Origin of the sequence: Shimazuella alba, assembly GCF_009831235.1 — a bacterium.
Taxonomy (GTDB): Bacteria; Bacillota; Bacilli; order Thermoactinomycetales; family Thermoactinomycetaceae; genus Shimazuella; species Shimazuella alba.
In genome coordinates this window covers 202,564-227,676 of sequence record NZ_WUUL01000006.1, presented here as the reverse complement: position 1 = coordinate 227,676, position 25,113 = coordinate 202,564, and the positions used below count along the sequence as shown (strand labels likewise).

Genomic DNA, 25,113 nt, shown 5'->3' with positions numbered 1-25,113 from the left:
TTTCTAAAAGGGACAATGAGTTAGCAGATTGATATTTGACCTTATGACTATATCTTAGACATCTATATTCATACAACAGGCATTTGACTTTGATGACGCGCCATCGTCATTTGGTAGTTCCAACGTTTTCTCGCTTTGTAATCCGAGGAAAAAGTTGTGTATCGTCTTCTCAGAGGTAGAGGAGGCGAATTTTGTCATTTGTTATAAGTAAACATATATGCTGTTCTTGTTTATAACTATTATTGATAAACTAATAAAATGATTGAACATACGATAACAGGGACAGATACATGAAAATAAGGTTTTTTTTGTTTATTAGTGTTGTTGCATAAATAACGTTTAAACATGTTAGGAAACCGCTTGATGATTGCGTGCCTACGGCACAAGTTGAACTATGTTTTCCGTGTCTGCCATCTAAAAATTACAAAGGTTGCTCCATCCGCTAGCATCTTCGCTTTGGTATGGGTAGCAAGTGCTATTAGATAATGAGTACAGAAGCTTATCAACATTTGTTATGGAAAAATAGTCTAATAGTAAAAATGAACCTATCATAAAAAAGTAGAGAAGGTAGTATCTCGTGTTTAAAAAGCCTAAAACCTTAAAAATGAAAAAACAAAGGAGAAGCGAATGGATATCCGAATTTTAGTGATTGAAGATGATAGAGAGATTAATCAATTAGTGACAAGATATCTAAGAAAAGAAGGTTACCAAACAGATGGTGTATATAACGGAAAGGAAGCATTAGCTTATCTATCAAAATATGAATATCAGCTGATTATTTTAGATTTGATGCTGCCGAAGGTTAATGGACAAGAAGTCTTGCGAATTGTTCGAGAAAAGAAAACCTTTCCGATTATTATTTTATCTGCAAGAGACAGTGAAATGGATAAAATATCTAGTTTAGAACTCGGCGCTGATGATTATATGACTAAACCTTTCACCATTGGTGAACTGATCGCAAGAGTCAAGGCGCAGCTTCGTAGGTATATGGACTTTAAATTCGATGCATCTGAAAACAGAGAGAAGATATTAAAGCATGGAGATTTAGAGCTGAATATGGGCACATATGAAATTACTGTTAGCGGGCAGAAAAAAAATGTAACTGCCAAGGAATTTGCTATTTTGAAGCTATTTCTAGAAAATCCAACACGTGTGTTTACAAAGTCCCATATCTTTCAGGCAGTATGGGGAGAAGAGAGTATAGGAGACTACAATACAGTCATGGTTCATATCAATCGCCTCAGAACAAAGATTGAAAAAGATCCGTCCAATCCTGTCTATTTACAAACGATGTGGGGTTTTGGATACAAATTGGGTGAGAGGTGCTAATATGTGGAACCTGCTTCTTGTACTTCTATTCGTCATCTTCTTTCTTTTTATTAAGCACATACAGCTACTTTTTCAATTAAAAAAGATGACCTTGATTACAAAGGAGATACAGACAGGTAGTCTGAATCTACGCTATCGATTACGTACATCTCAAAAAGACGTAAAAGAATTGGCTGAAGCATTGAATCAACTTATGGATCACTTTCAAGTTGATTTTGAGCGCATCGAATTTTTGGAGGAAGAGCGAAAAAGGATGGTCGCGAATATTTCTCACGATTTACGAACTCCGTTGACTTCATTATTAGGATATATTGAAGCAATGAGAAATGATCCTACTTTGACAACAAAAGAGAAGGGTGAATTTCTACAAATCATAACTAATAAAGGGAATTCCTTGCTTAAACTATTGCAAGACTTTTTTGAATTGGCAAAGCTGGAAGCAAACGATTTTAAACTAAACTTACAAAAAATAGACTTGGTGCAAATCATTTCGGAAGTTCTTGTCGGATTCTATCCAGTGTTTGTAAAGGCAGATATTGTACCTGTAATCAACATGCCTGATGAACCTTTTTATGTCAAGGCTGATGTAGACTGTTTACACCGGATCTTAAACAACTTTTTGTCGAATGCCTTGCGTTACGGTTATGATGGTAAGGAAATTGGGGTAGGTCTCCGAGAGGAAGGAGATCTTGTCTGGGTCGATGTTTGGGATAAAGGCAAAGGGATTTCTAAAGAAGATATCCCCTATGTTTTTGAGAGACTTTATACTGGGTCTGTTTCAAGGAATACTTCTACTCAAGGAACAGGTCTGGGATTAACTATTGCCAAGAATCTTGTTGAAAAGCATGGGGGTAAGATCACTGTAACAAGTGCTCCAAATGAAAAAACCATTTTTTCATTTGGATTTATGAGGAATTGAAAAGGAATCGAAAATTTAAGATCTTTGTAAGGAATATTTATATAGCATGTTAGAACACTTCTATATAGTAAGTATGGAAGGGAGTCGATCACTTTGAATTATGTGTTACAAACCCATCAGTTAACCAAACAATATGGAAGTCATGCAATAGTCAGTGATCTGAATATGAATGTGAAAGCTGGTGATATTTATGGCTTTTTGGGACAGAATGGTGCAGGTAAGACAACCACGCTTCGCATGCTCATCGGTCTGATTCGCCCAACATCAGGGGAGTTTGAACTATTTCAGGAAAGTTTTCATGGCAATCGAATCAAAGCATTAGAACGAATTGGTGCAATCATTGAATATCCTGGATTTTACCTTAATCTGAGTGCAGTAGAAAATCTAGAGATTCATCGTCGTCTGATGGGAATAGGTAATCAAGAATCAATTGATGAGGTTTTAACCACCGTTGGTCTCTTTGATGTAAAAAAGCAAAAAGTGAAGCATTACTCCTTAGGAATGAAGCAAAGATTAGGGATTGCAAGGGCTCTGCTTCATCGTCCAGAACTTTTGATTTTGGATGAACCAACCAATGGATTAGATCCGGGTGCGATTCGGGAAGTTCGAGAACTCTTTTTAAAATTAGCGAAGCAACGCGGAATTACTTTTATTATCTCCAGTCATTTGTTAAGCGAAATGGAGCAAGTGGCGAATCGTATTGGAATTATTCATAAAGGTAGATTGCTTGAGGAAATAGACGATAAAACGCTACAGCAAAAGACGAGGCGCTTTTTGGAGATGAAGGTTGATGATGATCAACGTGCAGCTTATGTTTTAGAACAAAAGCTAAAGGTAACGGACTATCAAGTAGCTGGAACTGGCATTTTGCGAATATATGAATGTCTAGACCAAACTGATCTGGTGAATAAGACCTTGACCGATCAAAATATTGGTGTAAAAGAAATCGTGTTATCTAGGGAGAATTTAGAAGATTACTTTCTTAAATTAACGGGAGGGGACAAACTTGCTTAATGTTGTTTATGCCGAAATCATAAAACTTAAACACACAAAAATATACTGGTTGATCCTCGTTGCATTAATACCTGTTTGTCTATGGAGTTTGATGGCAGTGTCACCGAAAGTAGGTCCCGATGGGACTATTGTACCTTTAGATCTCCAAGAATTGTTTTATCGACAAGGGATGATTGTAACAATACTAGGGCCGTTATTATTTTCTTTGATGACCGGATATGTGGTAGCTCGTGAGTATCAGGAACGTACAATCAATCAACTATTTTCCTATCCAGTCTCACGTGTCAGTTTTCTTTTTGTAAAATTATTGGTAGTGTGGATACTTATTTCGATCACTTCCATACTTTCATTTCTGATCGTGGTCAGCTCCACGCTATTTGTAATACATCAATTAGATCTAACTACGGTATTGTTGGGGTTGAAGATGAATTTATTGATTTGTGTTCTCTCATTTGGCACCATTCCAGTAGCAGCAGCAATAAGCATGGTTTGGAAGAGTGTCATACCTACTGCGGTGTTAGGAGGAGGGGTCTCTCTTATTGCGGCAATATGCGAATTAGGTCATAGTATGGACGTCATCTTATTTCCTTGGCTTACACCTTATTGGCCAGTTCGTGATCTAGCTCAAGGTTTAGCTGAGATGGGGCCTAACCCGTATGTGATTCCTGCGTTGGTTATTTTGATAGTAACTTTTGTTGTTTCACTTGGTTTCTGCATTTTTTATTATACACGTGCAGATGTTCATAGTGGAACTTAATAACAGATAATTTAGTGTAAGGATTAGGTTTTAAAATTGGAGGAGATGTAATGCGTATTTTCGAAATAATATTAATATTCATTCATTTAGGTACATTCATTTTAGCTTATCGGACAGATGCAAAAAAAATATGGCTAGGGGCTGTTAGTGCCAATCTAACAGTGTTGGCACTTCATGGGGTATTTGAAGGATTCCGATACCAAATGTTTTTTTCGTATCTGTTTGTGATTTTGTTTACTCTTTATGCTTTAGCAAAAATAAATAATGATTTATTTGCACGTAAGATTCCAAAAGTTATCAAAGTAATTACTGTTAGTTTATCTTTACTTGCACTTGTTCTTACATCATTTTTAGCATACGCCCTTCCAGTTTTCACACTTCCTAAACCAACGGGGAGTTATGATGTAGGAGTAAAGTATTTTCATCTGATTGACGAGAAAAGGAAAGATCCGTTCTTAGATAAATCATCGAAAAAAAGAAGAGAAGTGATGGCGAAAGTTTATTATCCAGCCCAAAAAGATGAGTCAAAACCTTTTTTTACTTACTTTCATAATTCATCCGAGTTGATCCGATTATTTACCAAGCATTACGGTATGCCCAGTTTCATGTTCGATCATCTGAATTTGGTCAAAACGCACGCGAAAGAAAACCTGCAAATTTCAGTTAAAAAACAAAACTATCCAGTAGTGCTGTTTTCCCATGGAGCTGGTGATTCGATGGAAGTCCAAACTTCTATGAGTGAGAACTTGGCTAGTCATGGATTTATCGTTGTAGCGATCGATCATACTTATACCTCTGCAGCAACGGCGTTTCCTGATCGAGTCGTTTCAGCAAAAGAAGCAAACCCAGACAATTTTAACACAGGAAATTTAGATGCAATCATTAATCAAATCATGGCCGATGATGCTAAATTTGTGACTACAAAGTTAGGAGAATTAAATAAAGGTAAGATGGATACTGCATTTAAAGGAAGGATAGATTTAGATAAAATCGGTGCAATTGGACACTCTGTGGGAGGTGCAGTTGCTTATAATTTGGCTAACAATGATAGTCGAGTGAAGGCAGCAATTAATCTGGATGGACGAGTCTATATCTCTCCGAAAAAAGATGTGAAACATATCGCTCCTTTTTTGATGTTGGCCAGCGATTCAGGTCATGCTCAATCCATTCAAAATCGGGAAGGCTTGCTCAAAAAATTTGAAGATATGCCTAAAGATGAACAAAACATGAATCTCACCATGTATGGTAGCGAAAAAGAATATAAAAAGGCTTATGAGCTGGATCAAAAAAATACTTTGGGGTTAGTCCAAGTTCTCAAGAAATCTGGCAATTTATTTACGATTAAAGGCAGCGATCATATGAAATACAATGATATTGGTCTTTTCATAGAAAGCCCGCTTCGCGAACTTATCGGGATTAAAGGGGAAATGGACCCAGCTTTAAACTTAAATCTTTCGGGTGATGTCATTTCCACATTTTTTAACCAACACTTGCAAGGCGAAGCGAATCCTTCATTGGACTCTTTGTTAAAAAAATATCCGGAACTGCAGAAAGTAAACTTGAAGTAAGTGGATTTAACAAAAACCGAAGTTGATTCGTTACTTTGGCTATATCAGACAATGTAGCTCTATTCTGACGACTGCTTTATCTCCATTTGATAAACATAAAATTTATGCATTGTGTTATCAGAGAAAAGAAGAAAGTGTACCATGCTTTGAACATTTTTTTCAAGTGAAAGAAGTGGTGTAGATCAAAAACGCCTTTCTCTATTTTGAGAAAGTCCGCTTTTGATCTTTCTTGTATTAAAGGACCAGTAATAAGATGGCACTTTAGGAGCGAAATTTCGGATTGCACAAAAGGCACTGTCTAACTCCAAAAAAACCCTATATCGCAATTAAGGGTGACATTTGATGTATATACAGCAGCAAAAAAAAGCTCATAAGCAAGAGCAAAATCGAGCAGATGAAAATCTTTTTATTTTGTTATATAAGAGGGCTTCTCTCCTCTCTGAAAACGTAAAATATTTTGATACGGGAGAGGGAGAAAAATTGGTTCGTGGTTTTTGAATCATTAGGATATAGTAGAGTGAGTCAGTACTATTTTAGTATGAAAGTAGGGGGATAGATGAAATTAATAAATAAGATCTTCAATGAAAGTTATTATCAGATCAAATCATTTGAAAAAAATGAAAAATTTTATGAATATATGGGGATCAAGTTTTTTAAAAGGCTGTTGTTGTATCAAACGAAGAACAGAAGAGACAAACCTTCTATTAGAAACTATTATTTACAAAAATATTCAATAAATGGATTATATGAATTTGAAAAAATAAGTAAAAATAGTGAGAGATCACATGTGATTTTAGCAGTCTTTATGCTGGCAGGATCGGTATTACTATTTTTAGATGTAGATAGTAATATAGATATTGTAACTATTGTTTTACTCAACTTAATTAATATTTTTACAAATATCTACCCGATTATGTTACTAAGATATAACCGAATAAGAATATATAGAATCCTAAATAAAACCAATCTAAAAACGGGAAATCAGACTAAAAATGATAAGAACGGAACTCAACGAGGAAAAACTTTTTCCCAACGTTGAATCAGTCCCGAAGTAAGAAAATTCCTCCCCAATTGCCACAGATCCTAATGGAGCACCATACAGCTATGCGTTTGGTGTTTCGCGTTTCATTTTTCAAGAAACGCTTGTGTTGTCCCTAATGGAATACCTAGGTAAAATGACCGTCGAGTTAAGAAGTATCCAATCGGAATTACTATGGCTGCATAAGTAAAGCCTTTCTCCAAGGTGTAGATAAGATGTTGTTTATAGGTTTAGATGAAGCTTTTGGATGATCGCAAGCTTCACATAAATTCCTGACGTCTGTAAACTAATTAGTTAATATCCATAAAATGACGCCAATCCAACAAACGATATTGATGGAATTCAATTCCATGATCACATCTCCAACATAACTAGCTCCTTGTGGAAAGTCAAATGATGCCTAAGTAAAAAGACGATCGAATAGGCTGCTGTTCCTAATAAGCGAAAGTCCATAATTCCTATCATTACAATGGCGATTAATATCCATATAAATAGAGACAAAATCAATCTTAAAATTCTTCCACGAAATCTCTTAATTATTATCCATGAGACTGCTACTCTTAAACTAAATCCAGCGGTGATCGGTGCACCAATTGATGGTAGCAGTCCTGCTAGGATCGAGTATTCTGAATGTGGATCTCCTGCACGAAAGGGGAATTATTTCCGTTCCCATAGCCAATAGGTTTTCTTCAAATTTGAGGAAGCTAATTACTTTTGTAGGAAACTCAAAATTGACTTGTTTCAGCTCCTGATGAACGATGAACAGTTAAACTCACTTTATTTGTTTCGCACATAAAAATAGATAGATGGACAGACTGATCATTGTGATCAAAAGCAATTTTTTCAATGCGAAAAAGGGTAGCTCCTGTTTCACATTGTAAAAGGTTAGCAATCTCTTTATTTGCTAATATGACATCAATTACTTTTTCATTGGTAGTGATTTCCGTTTGAAATTCTTCTTTCAAAATTTGATAGGTTGATTCTTGCAGACCTATTTTTTTCTCTAAGTCAGGAAACCGGAGTAATGAATAGTAGGCCTGATCAAAAAAAAGAGGCCTACGATCTACATACATGAGGCGAACCAATTCTAAAATCGGAGAGTCTTTTTTTACTTGTAGTCGCTCAGACATCTCTTGATTTGCATGAATTACGTTGCTACGTATAATTCGAGAGTCAGGAATCATGCCCAATTGATGACTAAACTCAGAAAATCCACTCACCGAGAGGAGTTCATTCTTAATTTTTTTAGAAGTTACATAAGTTCCCTTCCCTTGAATTCGTACAAGAGATCCTTCATCTACTAGGGTTTTAATAGCTTTGCGAATAGTAATTCGACTTACTTGATACATTTCACAAAGTTCTGCTTCTGTTGGTAATTTTTCATCTGGCTTGTATTTTCCATTATTAATATCTTCATGGATCATTTGTCGGATTTGCATATAAAATGGTTGTGTTGCATGATTGATTGACATTCGGATTCCTCCTGTAAAACCATTCCTCCTTCATTATAACATTCTGTTACCAGGCACCAAAATAGGTAATGGTTTTCGCTGCTTTTTGGCTTCCCAACTCCATACATTTCTTTATATGCTTTTGTTGCATGGCACCTACTAAAAAGCCGGCGATGTAAGCGTCTCCAGCGCCCATTGTATCTATCACTTCAACCGATTTGGCATTTTGTTGATAAAAGAATTTCCCATCATAGGCCAAACTTCCATTTTCACCAAGGGTAGCTACAGCGACTTTTGCACCCAATTCATGCATTTCTTGTAAATATAAACGAATAAAATCATCATCTTGGCCATATGAAAAAAAAGCATATTGAATGGATGGAATTAATGTACGAACCAGCGGGGCATCTAGTTTATCAGCAAAATCAAATGAAGTGATCAGTTGTTTATCTCTCCAACGAGGGAAGAAATCTTCTGTATGCCCCCAAAATCCCGAATGAACAACATCATATTGCTCAATATAGCGCAAATCATCCTCATTTAGTGTAAAATGATTCATCACACCTTCGAGATATTCACCAAAAACCCGTTCATTTCCTTTTAACTCGACTTGTGTAACGGCCGTTTTTCCACTGATCCTATGCAAATGAGAAATGTCAACTTCTCTTTCTTTAAGGGCTAGTTGCATTTGCTCTCCATAGTCATCTGTTCCTACAAATCCCACATATGAGGTAGTAGCTCCACATTGTCTGGCATATACAGCTACATTGACAGCATTTCCTCCTGGATAGGAGGTACCTGTTGTATGATACACATCCATGCAATTATCTCCTACAGATACTAGTTTCATCATATACCTCCTCGAAGAAGAACCTCCCCTATCTTTTATCATAAATAGGGGAGATAGTTCTTAATATTCCACCACACCATAGTAACGACGGTCGTCTGGATTATGATCTCTTACTACGGAAAAATAGTAAGAAAACCATTCCAGTGGTACAAACATAACCAGAGGTGCAAGTGCAGGATGCAGTCCCTGTGATAAGTCAGCATAATCAAAGACCAATGTTTCCCCTTTGTACTTTTTCACAAATTGTAATGCTCGTTCCGTTATATGACGTGATTCATCAGTTCCAATCAAGAAAACAAATGGTACACCTGGTTCTACGATTTCCAGTGGACCATGACGGAATTCACCACTTTCAATGACAGCACCATGTCCCCACATGAATTCCATATTTGTAATGACTCCTTCTTTATAGGCTAATGACAATAAAGGGTCAGCTGCTATAGTGTAAAATCCCTTCCAATGGCTAACAACTTTTGTCATTTCCAATGCTTTTTCTTCAAATGTGTCAATGTGATAGGCAAGTACATGCGGTAATTTGGGGATGTCTTTGAGAATTTTTTCTACTTCTAATGATGGTTGTGTTTTTTGTATCCAATGAAGTGCTATCAAATATACAGCCAATAAATGACATTCCCACATTGCCTCTGCCTGATAAGCTATAACAAATTCAGCTCCCTCCGTTAACGGATTTCCTTCTGGTTTATTCACCACACTGATCGTAGTAGCTCCCTGTTCGTTCGCAATTTGAAGAGACTTTACTACCTCTTCTGTCGTTCCAGAGTGTGAAATAACAACTACTGCAGAAGTTGTATCTAGAGCTTTTGGTGTATGATCAACAAAATTCCAGCCTGTATAAACATCGACACCAATAGTACTATACTTATTTAGCAAATATTTCGCAGCTGTTCCAACAGCTTTTGAACTTCCACAACCTACAAAATATACTTTCGTAATATTTCTATTCACCAGCTCATTTACAATATTTTCTATATGCTGTTGACCGTTTTGAATAAATCGTTCTACTTCAGCTACCATACTTGAAGTAACTAAAAAATCAACTTTATTTTTATCTAAATGCAACATATTATTGATCCTCCATTAATTATGAATTTTCTATTGCTTGATTGTTTTTGTTTCTTTTATTCCAGTAGAAGTACACTGGCAACCCTGTCACAACCACGATCAAACCTGATATCATACCTTGTACAGGCGCCCATTCAAAGGTGCCCCAAGCAAGAATTCCAGAGCTAATAATTGCTAAAATAGTCGTAACTCTCCACAAAGGCATACGATACATAGGTTTATAATCTTCTCGTTTTCGGCATTTATAAATTGTGGCAAACGTTAGCATATTGATCAGCAATTGAATTAAGGTGAAATAACCGAGCAAGGTTCGCAAATCAGCAGCAAATACAAGGATACAAGCATATATAACTTGTACAATAATAGAAAAATGAGGTGTTTCAAATTTGGGATGGACATGAGCAAAACGTTTAAAGAATAAACCATCTCGTGCCATCGCATATTCCAACCTTGGTTGGTACATAATGCAAGAACTAAGAGATCCTAAAATGACAATAATAGCTGTCAATGCAACAATAATGGAAGCTGTATCAGAAAAACCAGGAATATAGGACAAAGCGTCTGAAACAGGAGCTTGTGATCCAATCAGTTCTTCAAAAGGCATAATCCCTGTGATGGAGATAGAGAGTAAGGTATATAAAGCCGTAATGATTAACGCGGAACCTATCAACGCTTTAGGCAGTGTTTTTCCTGGATTTTTAAATTCACCTGCCATAAAGCAAACAGCAGCCATTCCCGTATAAGACCAAGTTGTTGCTGATATCCCACCTAATAAGCTTGTACTTCCAGAAGCGACAGCTGAATGGACTGTAAAATTATCAGTGTTAAAATAAATTAATCCTAATCCAATCACAACTACAAAAGGGATGATTTTCATGATGGTTATGATAACTTGAAAAGTTCCACCCTCTTTCACACTGCGATAATGGAGGGATGCTAAAAGCGTAATGAGGCCCACAGCTAGCAACTTTCCGGCAAATCCACCAAAGAAAGGAAAGAAAATGGTCATATAGGACACGATGGCAAGGGCCATAATAGCAATAGATGGTGGATCGAGAGCCCAAAAAGTTGCCCAACCATACAAAAAGGCTAGTGGACGCCAACCCGCTTTGTTTAGATATACATACCCGCTCCCATTTTCGGGGTACGCTGTGGATAATTCAGCGAACACCATCATCTGTGGAATTACCATCAGTCCACCGATAACCCATGCCCAAATTGATAGAGTGGGTGTTCCAGAAGCATTGGCTACTTCTCCTACGGAGACAAAAATACCAGATCCAATCGTAGTTCCAACTGCAATTGCTAAGGCTGTCCATAGACCTAATTTGCGGGTTAGGGTATGACTGGCCATAAGCTTCTCCTCCATTTCTTATCAATAAGTAGTTTGATATAATTCTTCATTAAAGAAGAATAGGTGTTAGATAACAAACTAGGTTTTTTCATTTTGTTGATGGTGATCCTCCTGCTGTCAAAAGGAAACCGCTTTCATTTGTTATCTATTATAATATAACGTTATATAACATTATAGACAATAGGGAATATACTTTTCTTTATTTTATTACAAAAATAAACCAACCTTTAAGTAAAAGCTTTACAAATGGTTGGTTTTTTACGTGTATCACTTGATTATTTCTTTGTATTTCACTGTTTAATGAAATGAACTCATCATTTATTTACAGAGAATGAATAGATAATGAAGGAGGTGACATCTTCAGACTGAAACTTTTCTACACAGGTTAGTACTGAAGAATTAGGCTTAAATGATGTGATCTCTGATTCCAACTTGCTGGTGGGTTACTTAGATTCACAGCAATTCTCGTAAGTGCAGGCAGTGCTGTAAAAAAAGATCGCCTTCTCTATGAATTTGTGGAGGCGATTTTGCCATGGATTGGTGCGAATAGCTTTTTTATGAAGTTCTCTCTTCTTACTCTTACTCTCACACGTAGAATTTAGTGAAATAGGAGAGAAAAATGTGGTATTACTATAAAAGATTTATGCCCCCTTGTTTTTTCCTTGATTCATGTACTATGGCTACTAGCTGTACATGGATAATTGTGAATGTCATGTTTGTTCGCCCAAGATGAGTAGATGTAAGCCACAATAAGAACGATTATCGTCACTATTAAGAAATAAAGTATAGTTGTTTCCTTTGCAAAAAGTTCTAACATGATAGAAACAGTCATTACACTTAAAATACTTCCCATTTGACGAGTGAGATTGACTAATGAGGATATCTCATTATGATATATTTTATTAGTCGCCAAAAATGCCGCATTCATTAATACAGGAGCAATGGCTCCAGATGAACCTAAGAGTATGAAACTGATTGCGATGAATATAGGTGTTTGAAATATTATAAAGTAAATAAACAAAAGCATGCTTCCAGCGACAATCGCAAATAAACAAAGTTGTTGTGTGAATGCTTTTCCAAGTTTATTCACTAAAATTGGTGATAAAAACGATGATATCAGCATACCAGATAACGTTAATGGTAAAAATTTAATACCTGTCTCAAACGATGATAAATGTAAATTCTCTTGAAAATAAAGAGAAAGGAAATACATGATTCCATAGATGGAAAAGTTATAGGCAAATCCATTAATTAAACTGGAAATATTTAACTTTGTAAACATCTGTCTTGATATGACATTTGTTTGTCCTTGTTTGAACTTCACACTGTACCTCCATCCAAAGAACAGGAACATAAAGCTTCCTACAGTCAATAAGAGCGATGATTGATCAATTATTTTATACTCATGTGTTGCATACACAAATGTGACAATGAAAAATACTACCGTGATTTGTTCCTTAAAAAACATGGAAATGTTCTCTTTTTTCACATCTTTAATGGAGATAAATGCTGTTAGTATAACGATCACAGTAAAAGGTATATTGATAAAGAAAATACTTTGCCAGCCCCATAACTCATTTAAAAATCCGCCGACTAAGGGTGAGAATGCAAATCCTATACCTGATGTTCCCGACCAAATACCAAACGCAATCGCTCTTTTTTGAGGCTCTATAATAATGGAAGATAGCAATTTTGTCGCAATGGGAGCAAACAGAGCTGCACCAATTCCTTGAATAATGCGAGAGATGAGCAAATTGGTAAAGCTATCGGACAACCCACAAAACAATGAACCAACCATAAAGACAGTAATACCTGCAATAAAGGCATTTTTCGCTCCGATTCTCTTGCTCCATCTAGCAAAGAACAATATTAGCGAAGCAAATGCCAGCACATAACTATTTACGATCCATGAAGATTGTGAAATGGTTAAACTCAGTTGTTCTCGTAAGTCAGGAATAATGATGTTTACAATATTTGAATCTAATATGATTAAAAAACTACCTATACAAATACTTAACAAACTAATAATTTCTTGTCGGGTAAATCTCATGGGATAATGCCACCTCATTTCAAATATATTTGAACTATCATCTATTATTTCAAATATATTTGAAATGTCAAGAGGAAACCTTTATAATAAAATCATGACAAACGACACTCATATAACTAATGTTTTTAAAGTACTTCAGGATCCAATACGTTTTCGAATTATTGAGATGTTACAATTTGACTCTGAAAGGAGGAAATTTTTACCTGATACATCTAAGGCGAAAGAAGGATTTTGTCCAGAAGATATTTTAATGGTATTACGTGAAGAAGGTATTCGTATCTCAAATACCAAATTGTCGTACCATCTAAAAGAATTAAGAGAAGCTCACATAATTTATTTGGTAAAAGAAGGGAAGAGAAATTTTTATCTGTTTAATGATGATGGTCTAGAAACGATTCAAAGTTGGTTAAAAAGAGTATTAAAGAAGTAAATAGAAAAATTCATATACTGCCAAACTACATTCTGTTGGGTTCGATTATGGGATCGTGCTAGAACACTACATCAGTATAATAAGCATTCTACTCGTATGACTGCCTATCGTAACTTGATAGACCCAATATTTTCTCAATTTGTAATCCGAGAAAAGAGCCATATGTACCATGCATTGGACATTTCTTTCAAATGCAGGAAGTAGTGTAAAAAAAGAAGTCGCGTTCTCATTGATGTGGGGGGGTGATTTCTTATGAATTAGATTTTGGTGGCTCCTAAAAATGAAATCACATCTTACTGGAAGAGGAAGCTTTTTTCATTATATGGTCGTTCTGCTAATGAAAAACTGGGGATGACTATAAATAGTGAAGACCACGTCGATGGTTAATTTTTTGCTTATGAATCTTCTTCCTTTGATTTGCCTGATTACATTGTTTGATTTATATTATATTGACATATCGTGATTTTATTATATGATTATTACATGGAACCAATTATAATCTTTAAAGCTTTGTCCAATGAATCAAGATTGCAAATTTTGCAATGGTTGAAGGAGCCAGATCGTCATTTTGTGCCTCACGAAGGGATTGATATGAGAAAAACAGGGGTATGCGTGAATCAAATTACACAACGATTGAAAATGACGCAATCGACTGCTTCGCAGTATCTCTCCATACTTTTACGAGCTGGACTTATTCAGGCTGAGCGAATAGGAAAGTATACTTACTACAAAAGAGATGAGAGAGCCATTGGTGAAATTGCTGAGCTTTTGAAAAGAGAGATATGAAAATAACGTTGATTTTTTAATGGAATTTAGCTTTATCCTACATCCAAATATCCAATTATATGGATATTTGGACATATTTTTTACTAACATATCTATTTATCTAGATATGTTTATAATATAAAAGGAGTGGAATATTTTGTCTAACAATTGGAAAATATTTATTCTATCTATTGTCAGTTTTTTAGTTGGGACTTCGGAGTACATCATTTCAGGTATATTGGATAATATTGCAAATGATCTTCACATTCCTTTAGCCATTGCTGGACAGTTAGTTACGATTTTTGCGCTTGTTTATGCGATTTTTACACCCATTCTTATGGCATTAACAGCAAGTATGGATAGACATAAGTTAATGATCTTCTCTCTTGGGTTGTTTGTACTGGGAAATATCATAGCATTTGTATTACCAAGTTATGCGTGGTTTATTGTTGCACGGGTTATTACCGCATTGGGAGCTGGAATGGTTCTTGTGAATGCAGTAACGATTGCTACGAAGATCGCTTCACAAGGGAAGCAGGGTAGGGCAATTGCAACTGTAATAACAGGTTTTACAGCTGCACTTATAATTGGTGTTCCTCTAGGAAGGGTAACAGCAGAATTATTTGACTGGAAGGATATCTTTTTAGGAATTGGACTACTCGGATTGATAGCAATGATCATAATATACTTTGCTATCCCAAGTACAACAGGGGATAAACCTGTATCTCTACTTCAACAGATTGCTCTCTTGAAAAAACCAAAAGTGATCATGGCATTATCCATCACTTTTTTCTGGCTAGGAGGTTACTCTATTGTATACACATATTTAACACCTTACCTACTTACAGTTTCAGGAATAAACAGTAAACTGCTTAGTGGAACGTTTCTTATATTTGGTATCGCTAGCTTGTTTGGTTCCAAGTTTGGTGGATATAGTATTGATCGATGGGGTGTTTCCATTACGCTAACTGGGGGAATGGTACTACATATCATTATGCTTATTATGCTTTCTCTAGTGACCAACTCATATTTCGGTGTATTGGCAATTCTAATTTTTTGGTCATTTGCGGCATGGTCTACTGGACCAACACAGCAATATCATCTAGCTACAATAGAGCCTGAGTCGTCTAGTGTATTAATCGGATTAAATCAGTCGATTCAGCAATTTGCAATTGCTTTTGGTGCAGGACTAGGCGGTATTCTTGTTGAGAAATTTTCATTGGTTTCTATCACTTGGATAGGGGCATTTGGGATTGTAATCGCGATTGTTGCAACATTTATAACTTCACATTTAACTTCTAAAGAAATTGCAAAGTGAAGACACATCGTCTCACTTCTAATCAATTTTTTTTGAAAGTCTTTCTACATCGATACAATCGTCTATGGTGAAAATATTATTAGATACTCTCTGCAAAACGAAGCGAATAGCAGAAAAAGACCACTTCTAAAATTGATGAAGAAGTGGTCTTAACATGAAATAAAAAGGACGAGTTTGGTGAGAATTCGTTCATGTTTTCTGAAACCTACAGCTTGTTCTGAAGACATATACTATTTTTAAATAGTCTAAGATTTTTTAAATTCTAGGATCGACCCGATTGCTATTCCTCCACACATTCCAATCCCGATCCCCATTGCTAAATTATCCATGATCAGACCAATAGCAACTCCAAAACAAACTCCCAATGATATACCTAATGCAATTCCTTTTCCTCTTTTTGTTTCTTTTTTATTAGACACATACATCTCCCTTTCTAAGGCATCTTTATTTTATATTAACATTTCAAACGTTTCATTAAGCTTACTATCTCACTCAGAGGACTTTATGGAATTCTTTTATAAAGTTTCCTTTCTGGAATGTGTGAAATTGTATTGCTCACATACTTAGGCATGTGAACTTTATCAATGAAAAGAATTCCATCAAATTGTTCTGTAGGGATTATTTGTTCTTCCCACGTTCCCCAATCAAGAGCAGCACGTTTCGTGAACATCCAAGATGTTCCTTCTTTTTTCTGTTGATTTTTCATGTCTACAAAAATATTCTTATATCCCGAATTCCCAAGAATAGATTCCATCGTGCCTTTTGGATGAGGAAAGCGTACTGGTGCTGGTTGTCTATTATTAAATGCTGATACTCCTCGATTCATATATAAGCCAATAACATACGATTGATCTTTGATTTTTTTAGGTAGAAGTTGTCCAAAAGTTACCACAGAACTTCGATATGGATTTTCTGCTTTTGTATTGGCTTTACGAATATGAAGATTATGTGCCCAAACTATTATTTTTTGTTTTGGATAGAGCTTTTCTGTAAGCCATGTTAAATGTTTAGCCATTGCTTCATCTCTAGCTTCAGAGAATTGATCAAAATATTTGTTTGCAAGTTCAGCATTGTTTTCTTTCACATATTTATTACTCCATACTAAGAATTTCATCCCGTGTTCCATGGAATAAATTCGATCTTGTAACACATACTGTGTGACTCTAATCATATGCGGGGAATTGGGATATGCTTTTGCTAACTCCTTCTTATTTTTTTGCACAAATTGACTCAATTCCTTGTATTCTTGAATCATCTTTGTTTGTTCTCGATTAAAAGTATCTGTATTAGAAAGAGTCAGCAAACCTAAATACTTTTGTTCCAATAGATGAGCTTTATCTCCTATACTAGAATCGATGGTTTGGAACCAATTTTTCAAGAAGGCAGCGTAGGATCCTGTTGGCTGCATATCAATTCCTGCTAACGATAGAGGTGTTCTTTCTTTTTTCTCTTTTTTCATGTATTCAAAAAGATGAGATACTTCTTGTGTATACCAGACAGGGTAAAGGGAATCTTGCATCATTTTAATTGGTGCAGTAGTAGTCATTTGTGCATCCGATGCATTTGTCTCAGCAAGCCCTGATTCAAAAGCGAGCACTTTATAACCTAACTTCTCATGAAGATACTTTATGAGTCGAACTTTGGTTGAATTAAATTCTGCAGCACCATGGGAACTTTCACCTAGAAGTACAATTCGTTTACCTTTTAATACTTTTTTTAGAAAACCTAAATCCTCATAGGCATCTTTACTTGTTGAATCAAGCTTTTTGATTGGGAAGGCATTTTTTTGTAACCACTGAGACCACTTTGGATTTTCCTCATTTTCTGCACTTACTTCTTCTCCTATAGGAACAAGTGAAAGGGTAAGCAAACAAAAGATTATCATCCATGCAATCGAGCTAAATCGTTTTTTCATATTGTATCTCTCCAATCTCTTAAGCTTGTCAAATAGTAGAGGTACCAATTTATTTATATAAGTGAACACGCCTCCCTTTAATCAGAAATCTTATGGATAGTGTATATCATTTAATGATATATCATTTAATAATATATTATTAAATGATATTGTTGTCAATACTAGACCTGAGCTGGTATGTATTTATATTGCATCTGCTAATTTAATCAAACTTATTAAGATCAGCTATCAATATGACATGGCAAAATTTTTATATTTAGGGACAACTGAATTACAATTTCAAGAGCAATATTATACAAGAAAAATTTTTTAGCACATGATATTTTTAGGATGTTATTACAGTGTAGGAGGATGGCTGGATGTTAAATGAAATCCGAACCGTTTATCTTGATTCTGATTTAAACATCGAAGCCTATCGATTTAAGGGGATCATGCAAAAGTTTCCTGCTCATTTTCATGAGTATTATGTGATCGGTTTTATTGAAAAAGGTCAGCGTTATTTGGTTTGCAAAGGTGAAGAATACATCATAAATCCAGGAGATTTATTATTGTTCAACCCTTATGATACTCACAGTTGCGAGCAGATAGACGGCAAATCGTTAGATTATCGCTGCATCAATGTGACACCAGAAGTTATGAAAAAGGCAATGTTAGAAATTAATGATAATGAATGCCTTCCATGCTTCCAACAAAACGTCTTATATCATAGTGAGATTGTATGTAATTTAAGGGAGCTGCATTTAAAAATTTCGCAGGGTGACAGTGAGCTTAAGAAGGAAGAGCTATTTTTATACTTATTGGAAGAACTTATCCAGATGCATTCTGATCTTACCATCCATTCATCAGTTTCAGAAACCTCTAACGAAATCAAAACAATATGTAACTATCTGGAGGAAAATTATACAAAAACAATTACACTTAATGATCTAAGTAACTTAACAGGATGGAGCAAGTTTCACTTACTAAGATCATTTACAAAACAAAAGGGTATCTCCCCTTACAGCTACCTAGAAACGATTCGAGTAAATCATGCAAAAAAACTTCTGGAACAAGGTGTAAAGCCTATCGAAGTGAGTTTTTTAACAGGGTTTAGCGATCAAAGTCACTTAACTAAATTTTTTAAAAGACAAGTGGGGTTAACACCAAAGCAATATATGAGAATTTTTGAAAATGAAGGAGTATCATAATGAGTAATTTTGAAACAAAATGCGTACTTGTCATCGATGAAAATCTACCTCTAGGTTTGATCGCCAATACAGCAGCAATCTTGGGTATTACCGTTGGGAAGTATGCTCCCGACATAGTAGGCAGCAGAGTAATAGATCATTCAGGTATTGAACACTTGGGAATTGTAAAAACACCAGTTCCAATTTTAAAAGGAAGTGCTGACCTTCTCCATGGGTTAAGAGATAAGACTAGGACAGAAGAGTTTGCTGATCTCATTGTCGTAGATTTTTCAGACACCGCGCAAAGCTGTAAAACGTACGAAGAATACATAGCGAAACTACAGAAAATATCCAAAAATAGCTATCGTTACTTAGGTCTGGGAATCTATGGGGATAAGAAAAAAGTAAATCGTTTAACAGGAGGTTTGCCTCTACTTAGGTAGATAGGAACTAGATTTATAGTTCATTCTCCTTATAATGGAGTATCTAAAGAATGGATGTAAAAGGGGAGGAGTAGAATGGATAATTTGTTTGCATACATCTTAATGGCCTTTATGATGTCTATGTTACCTGGTGCAGATACAGTTCTTATTATGAAAAATACGCTCAACCATGGAACAAAAGCTGGATATTCTACGATACTCGGGATAGCCACAGGTCTAACTTGCTGGACTATTATTGCTGTTCTCGGTTTGTCAGTTGTCGTTGTCCAGTCAGTAATTCTGTTCAATGTAATCAAGTACCTCGGAGCTGCATACTTGTTTTATATAGGTATACAGGTATTTTTAGATAAAAATACATTTTCATTAGAAGCTGTCCAAGCTGAATGTCAGCGTTTTACTGACAAGTCATCACGCCATAGGAGAAAATCCTATTTACAAGGAGTACTTAGTAATATTCTTAATCCTAAAACGGTTTTGGTCTACATAACTTTTATACCTCAGTTTATTGATCTGAATGAAAATATCAATCAACAATTAATTGGCTTCGGTTTCATTCTTACTATAATAGCAGTGAGTTGGTTTTTAATCTTGATTTATCTTTTAGATCAAGTGAAAAAGTGGTTCATAAAACCTAAAATTCAAAAAATCCTTCAAAAATCTATTGGAGTAATATTAATAGGCTTCGGGGTAAAAACATGCATTTGAATTCCTCGTTGCTATCGGGGGATAATATCTGTTCTGAGAGATATAGATTATTAGAAACCCACGGTTTTTCCTAATTGTCGCTATTAACTATTTTTGCAGCGTTTTTTATTGGGGATGTCCATGTTTGAGGAGGGTACATTGATCAGATTCAACACTGATCCTTCTCTTATCATTGACCACGACCATTGGACTTTTTTACACGAATGTTTGCCACGACAGTACAAGATCGTGCGATTCGAGCAGAAGAAAATCTACGTTACTATGCATGAACAGGAAATCTACTTGATCTCAGTTAACCATGAAACAAATTGTTGCCTTGCGTTTTGCTTCAGATGAATAATTTCCTGATTTGTGTAAAAAAACTGTTAAAGGGAATTTAACTCTTGAGGAAATCAAAAAAACTATTAAAACTTGGAGAGAAGATCATAATCGTGTGTAGTGATGACTACCTAGTAGAAGAAATCGCCTCCTCAGATTGAGAAGGCGATTTTTTGTGATAAAAGCTATATCGTATCTTAACTATAAATGGATAAAATCTGTGGTCTTCTAATATAGTGACAAGCATCTTTAAAATCTTTGAGTGGCAGCGTTTAGCAAAAACTATTTATGGTTGTTATAGATAGTTTTACATTTCTCTATCAATTGAAATATTGAATCAGACTATAGATACCACTTACTATGATGATGACCCAAAGGATTAATTCAATATAACCTTCAATCCTTAAAGATGCCCAAAATCCTTTTTCAGTTGTTGCTTCTTCTGTTTTTTTTCCTTCTTTGTCAGACATAGCTTCTCTCCTCGCTCTATTTTTCAGCCCCACAAATTATTTCGGTCGTTAATACATCTTGCATAAAGCTGTAATTTTTCTTTTATCTGATTTCGATCCCAAATGGCTCTGGATGTATTTATGTAGCCAAGGTATTTCCCTGGTTTATTATAAAAATAAATCATCCTACCCCCACGCAATAGCAAATCTCTTTTAAATTGAAACTTTTTTGCTTCTGTCCAATTGAAAAATACGCGTTTATGTATTTGATATATCCAAATTCCCTCTGGAGTTACTGCAGCAATTGGCTTTCGAGTAAATAACCAAACCCAATCAGCACAAGTAAACAACAAAAACAGCAAGAATCCAATAACCACGATGGAAAATGGTGATCGATCATTTGTGACTTGAAGAGCTGTAAATGGTCCAAATATGATAAATAAACGAAAAAAATGCAGTAGAATGTTAATCGATGCTTTTATTCTGCTGGATTCTATTGTGAATTCTGCAGTTTCCATACTTATCTTCCTTACTGGTATATTATTTTTAAATACAGTTTACCTGATGGAATATGCATTGAATAGAGACTATTTTAGGGTATTTTGGTAATTCATTGTTTTTTCTAATCTTCCAGTCATTATCATAATAAAACAAAATAGAGGATGCAGTTTTCTATATTATATTAAAAGAATCGGAAATATCGTAATGGTATAATGGTATCCATCTATAGAAAAGCAGGAGGCTATACATGGATGGATATGGACCTGATCAAAGCAATACTTAGTTTGTTGTTAATTTTACTTGTAATCGTTACTATCTTTAAAACTATCATCAATAGAAGAAAACAGATAAAGCAGCGAAAACAGAAATGGGAACAGTTAGATCGATCAGAGCAACTAAGCGAGGATGAAAAGATATTAGAGGTCTTTTCTTTTGCTGACCAACAGATGAATGAGCAAGTTCGCTTGCTTCTTATAGAAGGGAAGAAGGTTACAGCTATTAAGATGGTAAGAGATCGTTCCAAACTTGGATTGCGAGAAGCACAAGAGTATGTGGAAGCGGTTCAGAGAAGATTACTTGATTAATAGATATCATGTGTCATTTTATACTTCAAATTCACTTGGTAAGTATGCTTTCCGCGTTCGTAAAATTACAAAGAAAAGCTGTATTTGATCAAAACGTTCCTAAGAACTTAGTGATTATTTAGATGCATCTTAGTCAGCGATATCCATACAACTTTCACAGTACTATGGCTTTTTTCCTTCAGTCTGATGCCTTTCTCTGAGATGAGATAGGCATCAATTTAATTGCAAGATCAGAATTACATTTGTCCTACTACTGGACACCTTCTAATTGTTGCTTAAGTGGAAGCGGATAGGTACCATGACCTTTTTGGTATTCACTTTAATACCCTTACAATCATAGAATTTATGCATAAATATCGAAAATACTTGTAAAGCACTTTATAACTGGTAGTGCTATAGTATTTGGGATAATGATACCACAGGGTCTCATTGTATATGCCTTATTAAATGCAATGCGAAGAAAGCTTGATCCTCTATTTATAATAATCTTCCTTGATTAAAAACGCTGTTACTAATTTAGGACTTGGAGTAATAAACCGTTCATTTATGGAAAATTTTATCATCGCTAATCCCTGTATGGATGCAAAATAGTAAAATGCCATTTCGGAAGCATTTCCTTGTTTGAACTGACCAAGTTCTTGACCTTTTTCTATAAGACGAGCAGTTTGTTCTAACATTGCTTCACTTTGGCTATTTAAATATTGAATTTGTGGGGAAGGATCTTCTATAGCAGAAGATTGATTCATAATCATGAAAAATTGTGCAAATTCATCATCATTTTCAAGATCATGCAATACTTCTAAAGTAAATTGTTGAATTAATTCAATTGGGGCTGTTTCACTTTGAAACTTTTTAATCAATGTTTCTAATCCTTTTGCAGCATAGGATACAAGATCATTAAATAATTCTTCTTTGGTATTGTAGTGTCTGTACAATAGTCCTATGCTAATTCCTGCACTAAATGCAATATCTTGAACACTGGTTGCAGCAAAGCCTTTTTTAGCAAACAGTTTAATTGCAGACGAATGTATTTTGTTTTTAGTTGCCACTCTCATTGCCTTGTATTGTGCTTTTGTTCTAGGCAAGAACTTTCCCTCCATTGCAAAGTGAAAATACAAACCGAAATTCATTTCGATTTATAATGAATCTATTGTACTGATAAAACGATTACCACTCCATATCTGATTTCACATACTTTAAGGAAACTAAATAATTTATTCCATTTTTCTTGGCGATCGTCCGTGACATTGCTTTCCGTTTGTATTCTTTAAATCCCAATTTTGTGTACAATTTCATTGCTGGGATATTTGTATCAGCAACCTCTCCAATTACATACTCTTTGAATGCAGTATTCTCCATTATATATCGTATAAGCTTTGATGCTGCACCTTTTCCTCTGAATTCTAAAGCTGTACCTACAAAATCAATAAAACCTTTGCTTGGAGACGGATTTTCTGCAAGTGCTTCAAATTCCTTTTTTAAAAATAGATGAGCCATAGTACCCTTGAACCATCCTAAATGCTTCCTTAATTCTTTTTTATTTAATTTAATCGATAAAACAGAACCATCTGTGCATGTAGCTATGGCAGCTACTTTTTTGTTAGTTATTGCTACATAGAAATGTTCTAAAACAAACATATGAGCAAAAGCTTTTGCAATTTTATTTTTATCCTTTGCAAAAAAACGAAGCCATTGCGAGAACCCTTCCGAGAAAATTTCAGACATTTGCTTTCTCACATCAAAATCTAATGTATTTGCTTTCACAATGATAAACTTATAATTGTCTGATTCCATATATTATTTCCCCTTTTATGATGAATGAATATATGCTCATTATAAATTCGATTAGGTAATAGTGTCAATTAATATTCAAAAAATACTTTATTTTTTTAAAATTAATCGTTTTACTACACCTAAACATAGCCAATTAAGGCTCGTATAACTAATATAAACGGTATCTTTACGTTATTACGAGCCGCTAATTTTAATATTTGATTTTATTAAGTTTATAAATTGTTTTCTGTATTTATTTAGGAAAAAAGGGGTAGGAGAAATGAGTAAAAATGATGTAATTAGAGTAACAGGGGTTATTTTTTGTCTTTTCGCGGTACAAGGATTCATAAGAGCTGTTGTTAGTATGTTTCTTGGCAAGTCATTGGATTTTAGTTTTGGTAGTATTCCTGGTTCTATTGCGTTACCTCTTTATATCTTACTTTTGGTGTCAGGAATCATATTAGTATCAAAGACAAAACCATTTGATAATGAGAAAAAATAGCTATTCAGGATAAACGATTGTGTAAATTATTAGGAAAAATGTAAATGACATGATTTATTACTATCTTGAAGAACTAAGAATTTGCTTGTAGAGGACAAAAAGCAGATGGATAAAAACAAAACAAATCGAATTCGTTTATTAGATATATTTAGAAATTTATAAATATTAGTATTGGGTATTAATATTTGGATTTTTGCTTATTTAGGGAACCTAAATTATATATTCACCTTTCAAAACAATGAATAATGGAGTTCTATTGATACATTTTTACTACATTAGCTCTTGCCTTATTCAACGGAAAATTTTTTAGAGTATTGGCAATGCTTTCCGGGGTAGGTTTGCAGTTGAAATATCAGCAATCATTACGTAAAACACTATGATCTGGTAACGCCACTGAGCTAGCCCTCGGGGTGGGGGGTGATTGTGAGAAGTCGTCCTTGGCCTGGAATTTATTTATGGATTTGTCTGATTTTACTCGTCGAGGGATTTCTTAATTTCGTTTTTGTAATGGAATATGATATTTTGATGAGTTTTGCAGTGACTGCAATCATTGTCTCCTTGATCATAAAGGCAGGAGACCGGGCAATTAAATGGGCATTCATCAGTTTTGGAGGAATCAATTTTGTTTTCTATCTGGGTGTAACCTTACTAATTATTGCTTTGCAGCAATCAAGGGGCAATATTTCTCTAGAGGACATCAATACAGTTTTACTATATCAACATGGTACTTGGTGGGATATCGTCTCACCAATTTTTGGGAGCTACGGTTTGAGATGATCTTGGGCTTTTGCTCTAATATTTTCTTGTTTTTAATTGGGGTACAGTTGATA

At 35.0% G+C, this 25,113-nt stretch carries 28 protein-coding genes and 1 pseudogene; 18 read left to right on the top strand and 11 right to left on the bottom strand.

The features are described from left to right. The first annotated feature begins 627 nt into the window (after positions 1-627). The 7 genes from GSM42_RS11020 to GSM42_RS10990 all read left to right on the top strand — a co-directional run bounded on the left by GSM42_RS11020 (position 628) and on the right by GSM42_RS10990 (position 6,626). The gene (locus GSM42_RS11020) at positions 628-1,329 is read left to right on the top strand and encodes a response regulator transcription factor (protein WP_160801591.1); all 702 of its coding nucleotides are present in this window, start codon (positions 628-630) and stop codon (positions 1,327-1,329) included. Position 1,330: 1 nt separating this feature from the next. Then, complete coding sequence (locus tag GSM42_RS11015; protein WP_160801590.1) at positions 1,331-2,248, top strand: sensor histidine kinase; 918 nt, start codon at positions 1,331-1,333, stop codon at positions 2,246-2,248. Between the two features lie 102 nt (positions 2,249-2,350). Further along, positions 2,351-3,262 (top strand): ABC transporter ATP-binding protein, encoded by a 912-nt coding sequence (locus GSM42_RS11010; RefSeq protein WP_338055290.1) that lies wholly within the window; start codon positions 2,351-2,353, stop codon positions 3,260-3,262. Further along, on the top strand, positions 3,255-4,019 hold the full coding sequence (locus GSM42_RS11005; protein WP_160801588.1) for an ABC transporter permease: 765 nt from the start codon (positions 3,255-3,257) through the stop codon (positions 4,017-4,019). Before GSM42_RS11010 ends, GSM42_RS11005 begins: the two co-directional genes overlap by 8 nt. Before the next feature lie 50 nt (positions 4,020-4,069). Next, positions 4,070-5,587, top strand: a complete 1,518-nt coding sequence (locus GSM42_RS11000) for an alpha/beta hydrolase family protein (protein WP_160801587.1) — start codon at positions 4,070-4,072, stop codon at positions 5,585-5,587. 342 nt (positions 5,588-5,929) lie between these two features. Beyond that, entirely contained in the window at positions 5,930-6,085 is a 156-nt protein-coding gene (locus GSM42_RS10995) for a hypothetical protein (protein WP_160801586.1), read from the top strand. Positions 6,086-6,143: 58 nt separating this feature from the next. Next, on the top strand, positions 6,144-6,626 hold the full coding sequence (locus tag GSM42_RS10990; RefSeq protein WP_160801585.1) for a glycosyl-4,4'-diaponeurosporenoate acyltransferase CrtO family protein: 483 nt from the start codon (positions 6,144-6,146) through the stop codon (positions 6,624-6,626). Between the two features lie 725 nt (positions 6,627-7,351). Here the strand turns inward: GSM42_RS10990 and GSM42_RS10985 are convergent. The 5 genes from GSM42_RS10985 to GSM42_RS10965 form a co-directional block, all read right to left on the bottom strand. Beyond that, positions 7,352-8,098, bottom strand: a complete 747-nt coding sequence (locus tag GSM42_RS10985) for a GntR family transcriptional regulator (RefSeq protein WP_160801584.1) — start codon at positions 8,096-8,098, stop codon at positions 7,352-7,354. A gap of 46 nt (positions 8,099-8,144) precedes the next feature. Then, complete coding sequence (frlD, locus tag GSM42_RS10980; RefSeq protein WP_160801638.1) at positions 8,145-8,927, bottom strand: fructoselysine 6-kinase; 783 nt, start codon at positions 8,925-8,927, stop codon at positions 8,145-8,147. Positions 8,928-8,987: 60 nt separating this feature from the next. Then, entirely contained in the window at positions 8,988-10,010 is a 1,023-nt protein-coding gene (locus tag GSM42_RS10975; protein ID WP_160801583.1) for an SIS domain-containing protein, read from the bottom strand. 19 nt (positions 10,011-10,029) lie between these two features. Beyond that, on the bottom strand, positions 10,030-11,364 hold the full coding sequence (locus tag GSM42_RS10970) for an amino acid permease (RefSeq protein WP_160801582.1): 1,335 nt from the start codon (positions 11,362-11,364) through the stop codon (positions 10,030-10,032). A gap of 667 nt (positions 11,365-12,031) precedes the next feature. Further along, positions 12,032-13,414 carry an MFS transporter gene (locus GSM42_RS10965; protein WP_160801581.1) on the bottom strand — a complete coding sequence of 461 codons (1,383 nt, stop codon included), beginning with the start codon at positions 13,412-13,414 and terminating at the stop codon, positions 12,032-12,034. 166 nt (positions 13,415-13,580) lie between these two features. Between GSM42_RS10965 and GSM42_RS10960 the strand changes: the two genes are divergently transcribed. From GSM42_RS10960 to GSM42_RS10950, 3 genes are all read left to right on the top strand, one after another. After that, positions 13,581-13,844, top strand: a complete 264-nt coding sequence (locus GSM42_RS10960) for an ArsR/SmtB family transcription factor (protein ID WP_237446565.1) — start codon at positions 13,581-13,583, stop codon at positions 13,842-13,844. 483 nt (positions 13,845-14,327) lie between these two features. Beyond that, positions 14,328-14,630: an ArsR/SmtB family transcription factor gene (locus GSM42_RS10955; RefSeq protein WP_160801579.1), complete on the top strand. Its 303-nt coding sequence runs from the start codon at positions 14,328-14,330 to the stop codon at positions 14,628-14,630. Positions 14,631-14,766: 136 nt separating this feature from the next. Further along, positions 14,767-15,927: an MFS transporter gene (locus GSM42_RS10950; RefSeq protein ID WP_160801578.1), complete on the top strand. Its 1,161-nt coding sequence runs from the start codon at positions 14,767-14,769 to the stop codon at positions 15,925-15,927. 245 nt (positions 15,928-16,172) lie between these two features. Here GSM42_RS10950 and GSM42_RS10945 read toward each other — a convergent pair whose 3' ends face one another. Both GSM42_RS10945 and GSM42_RS10940 read right to left on the bottom strand, forming a co-directional pair. After that, positions 16,173-16,346, bottom strand: coding sequence for a glycine zipper domain-containing protein (locus GSM42_RS10945; RefSeq protein ID WP_237446573.1), 174 nt, complete (start codon positions 16,344-16,346; stop codon positions 16,173-16,175). Between the two features lie 83 nt (positions 16,347-16,429). After that, positions 16,430-17,842 carry an erythromycin esterase family protein gene (locus GSM42_RS10940; RefSeq protein WP_160801576.1) on the bottom strand — a complete coding sequence of 471 codons (1,413 nt, stop codon included), beginning with the start codon at positions 17,840-17,842 and terminating at the stop codon, positions 16,430-16,432. Between the two features lie 359 nt (positions 17,843-18,201). Between GSM42_RS10940 and GSM42_RS10935 the strand changes: the two genes are divergently transcribed. The 5 genes and pseudogenes from GSM42_RS10935 (at position 18,202) to GSM42_RS21380 (ending at position 20,595) form a co-directional block, all read left to right on the top strand. Then, on the top strand, positions 18,202-19,029 hold the full coding sequence (locus GSM42_RS10935) for an AraC family ligand binding domain-containing protein (protein ID WP_160801575.1): 828 nt from the start codon (positions 18,202-18,204) through the stop codon (positions 19,027-19,029). Beyond that, positions 19,029-19,451 carry a DUF2000 domain-containing protein gene (locus GSM42_RS10930; protein WP_160801574.1) on the top strand — a complete coding sequence of 141 codons (423 nt, stop codon included), beginning with the start codon at positions 19,029-19,031 and terminating at the stop codon, positions 19,449-19,451. The genes GSM42_RS10935 and GSM42_RS10930 overlap by 1 nt, the downstream gene beginning before the upstream one ends. Before the next feature lie 75 nt (positions 19,452-19,526). Then, positions 19,527-20,156: a LysE family translocator gene (locus GSM42_RS10925; protein WP_160801573.1), complete on the top strand. Its 630-nt coding sequence runs from the start codon at positions 19,527-19,529 to the stop codon at positions 20,154-20,156. A 185-nt stretch (positions 20,157-20,341) separates the two neighbouring features. Continuing rightward, entirely contained in the window at positions 20,342-20,425 is an 84-nt protein-coding gene (locus tag GSM42_RS21385) for a DUF6526 family protein (RefSeq protein ID WP_420820989.1), read from the top strand. Positions 20,426-20,454: 29 nt separating this feature from the next. Beyond that, positions 20,455-20,595 (top strand): annotated as a pseudogene (locus GSM42_RS21380) (DUF6526 family protein). A gap of 199 nt (positions 20,596-20,794) precedes the next feature. Here the strand turns inward: GSM42_RS21380 and GSM42_RS10920 are convergent. Together GSM42_RS10920 and GSM42_RS10915 are read right to left on the bottom strand one after the other, a co-directional pair. After that, complete coding sequence (locus GSM42_RS10920; RefSeq protein WP_160801572.1) at positions 20,795-20,944, bottom strand: hypothetical protein; 150 nt, start codon at positions 20,942-20,944, stop codon at positions 20,795-20,797. A gap of 23 nt (positions 20,945-20,967) precedes the next feature. Beyond that, positions 20,968-21,441: a hypothetical protein gene (locus GSM42_RS10915; RefSeq protein ID WP_160801571.1), complete on the bottom strand. Its 474-nt coding sequence runs from the start codon at positions 21,439-21,441 to the stop codon at positions 20,968-20,970. Between the two features lie 234 nt (positions 21,442-21,675). On the opposite strand from GSM42_RS10915, the gene GSM42_RS10910 reads away from it, so the two are divergent. Continuing rightward, positions 21,676-22,008 carry a ribosomal protein L7/L12 gene (locus GSM42_RS10910; RefSeq protein WP_160801570.1) on the top strand — a complete coding sequence of 111 codons (333 nt, stop codon included), beginning with the start codon at positions 21,676-21,678 and terminating at the stop codon, positions 22,006-22,008. 473 nt (positions 22,009-22,481) lie between these two features. Here GSM42_RS10910 and GSM42_RS10905 read toward each other — a convergent pair whose 3' ends face one another. Next, positions 22,482-23,093, bottom strand: a complete 612-nt coding sequence (locus GSM42_RS10905; RefSeq protein WP_160801569.1) for a TetR/AcrR family transcriptional regulator — start codon at positions 23,091-23,093, stop codon at positions 22,482-22,484. Positions 23,094-23,175: 82 nt separating this feature from the next. Beyond that, the gene (locus tag GSM42_RS10900) at positions 23,176-23,802 is read right to left on the bottom strand and encodes a GNAT family N-acetyltransferase (RefSeq protein WP_160801568.1); all 627 of its coding nucleotides are present in this window, start codon (positions 23,800-23,802) and stop codon (positions 23,176-23,178) included. Between the two features lie 259 nt (positions 23,803-24,061). On the opposite strand from GSM42_RS10900, the gene GSM42_RS10895 reads away from it, so the two are divergent. Together GSM42_RS10895 and GSM42_RS10890 are read left to right on the top strand one after the other, a co-directional pair. Then, positions 24,062-24,283 (top strand): hypothetical protein, encoded by a 222-nt coding sequence (locus GSM42_RS10895; RefSeq protein WP_160801567.1) that lies wholly within the window; start codon positions 24,062-24,064, stop codon positions 24,281-24,283. Positions 24,284-24,706: 423 nt separating this feature from the next. Beyond that, positions 24,707-25,060 carry a hypothetical protein gene (locus tag GSM42_RS10890; protein ID WP_160801566.1) on the top strand — a complete coding sequence of 118 codons (354 nt, stop codon included), beginning with the start codon at positions 24,707-24,709 and terminating at the stop codon, positions 25,058-25,060. Positions 25,061-25,113: the final 53 nt, after the last annotated feature.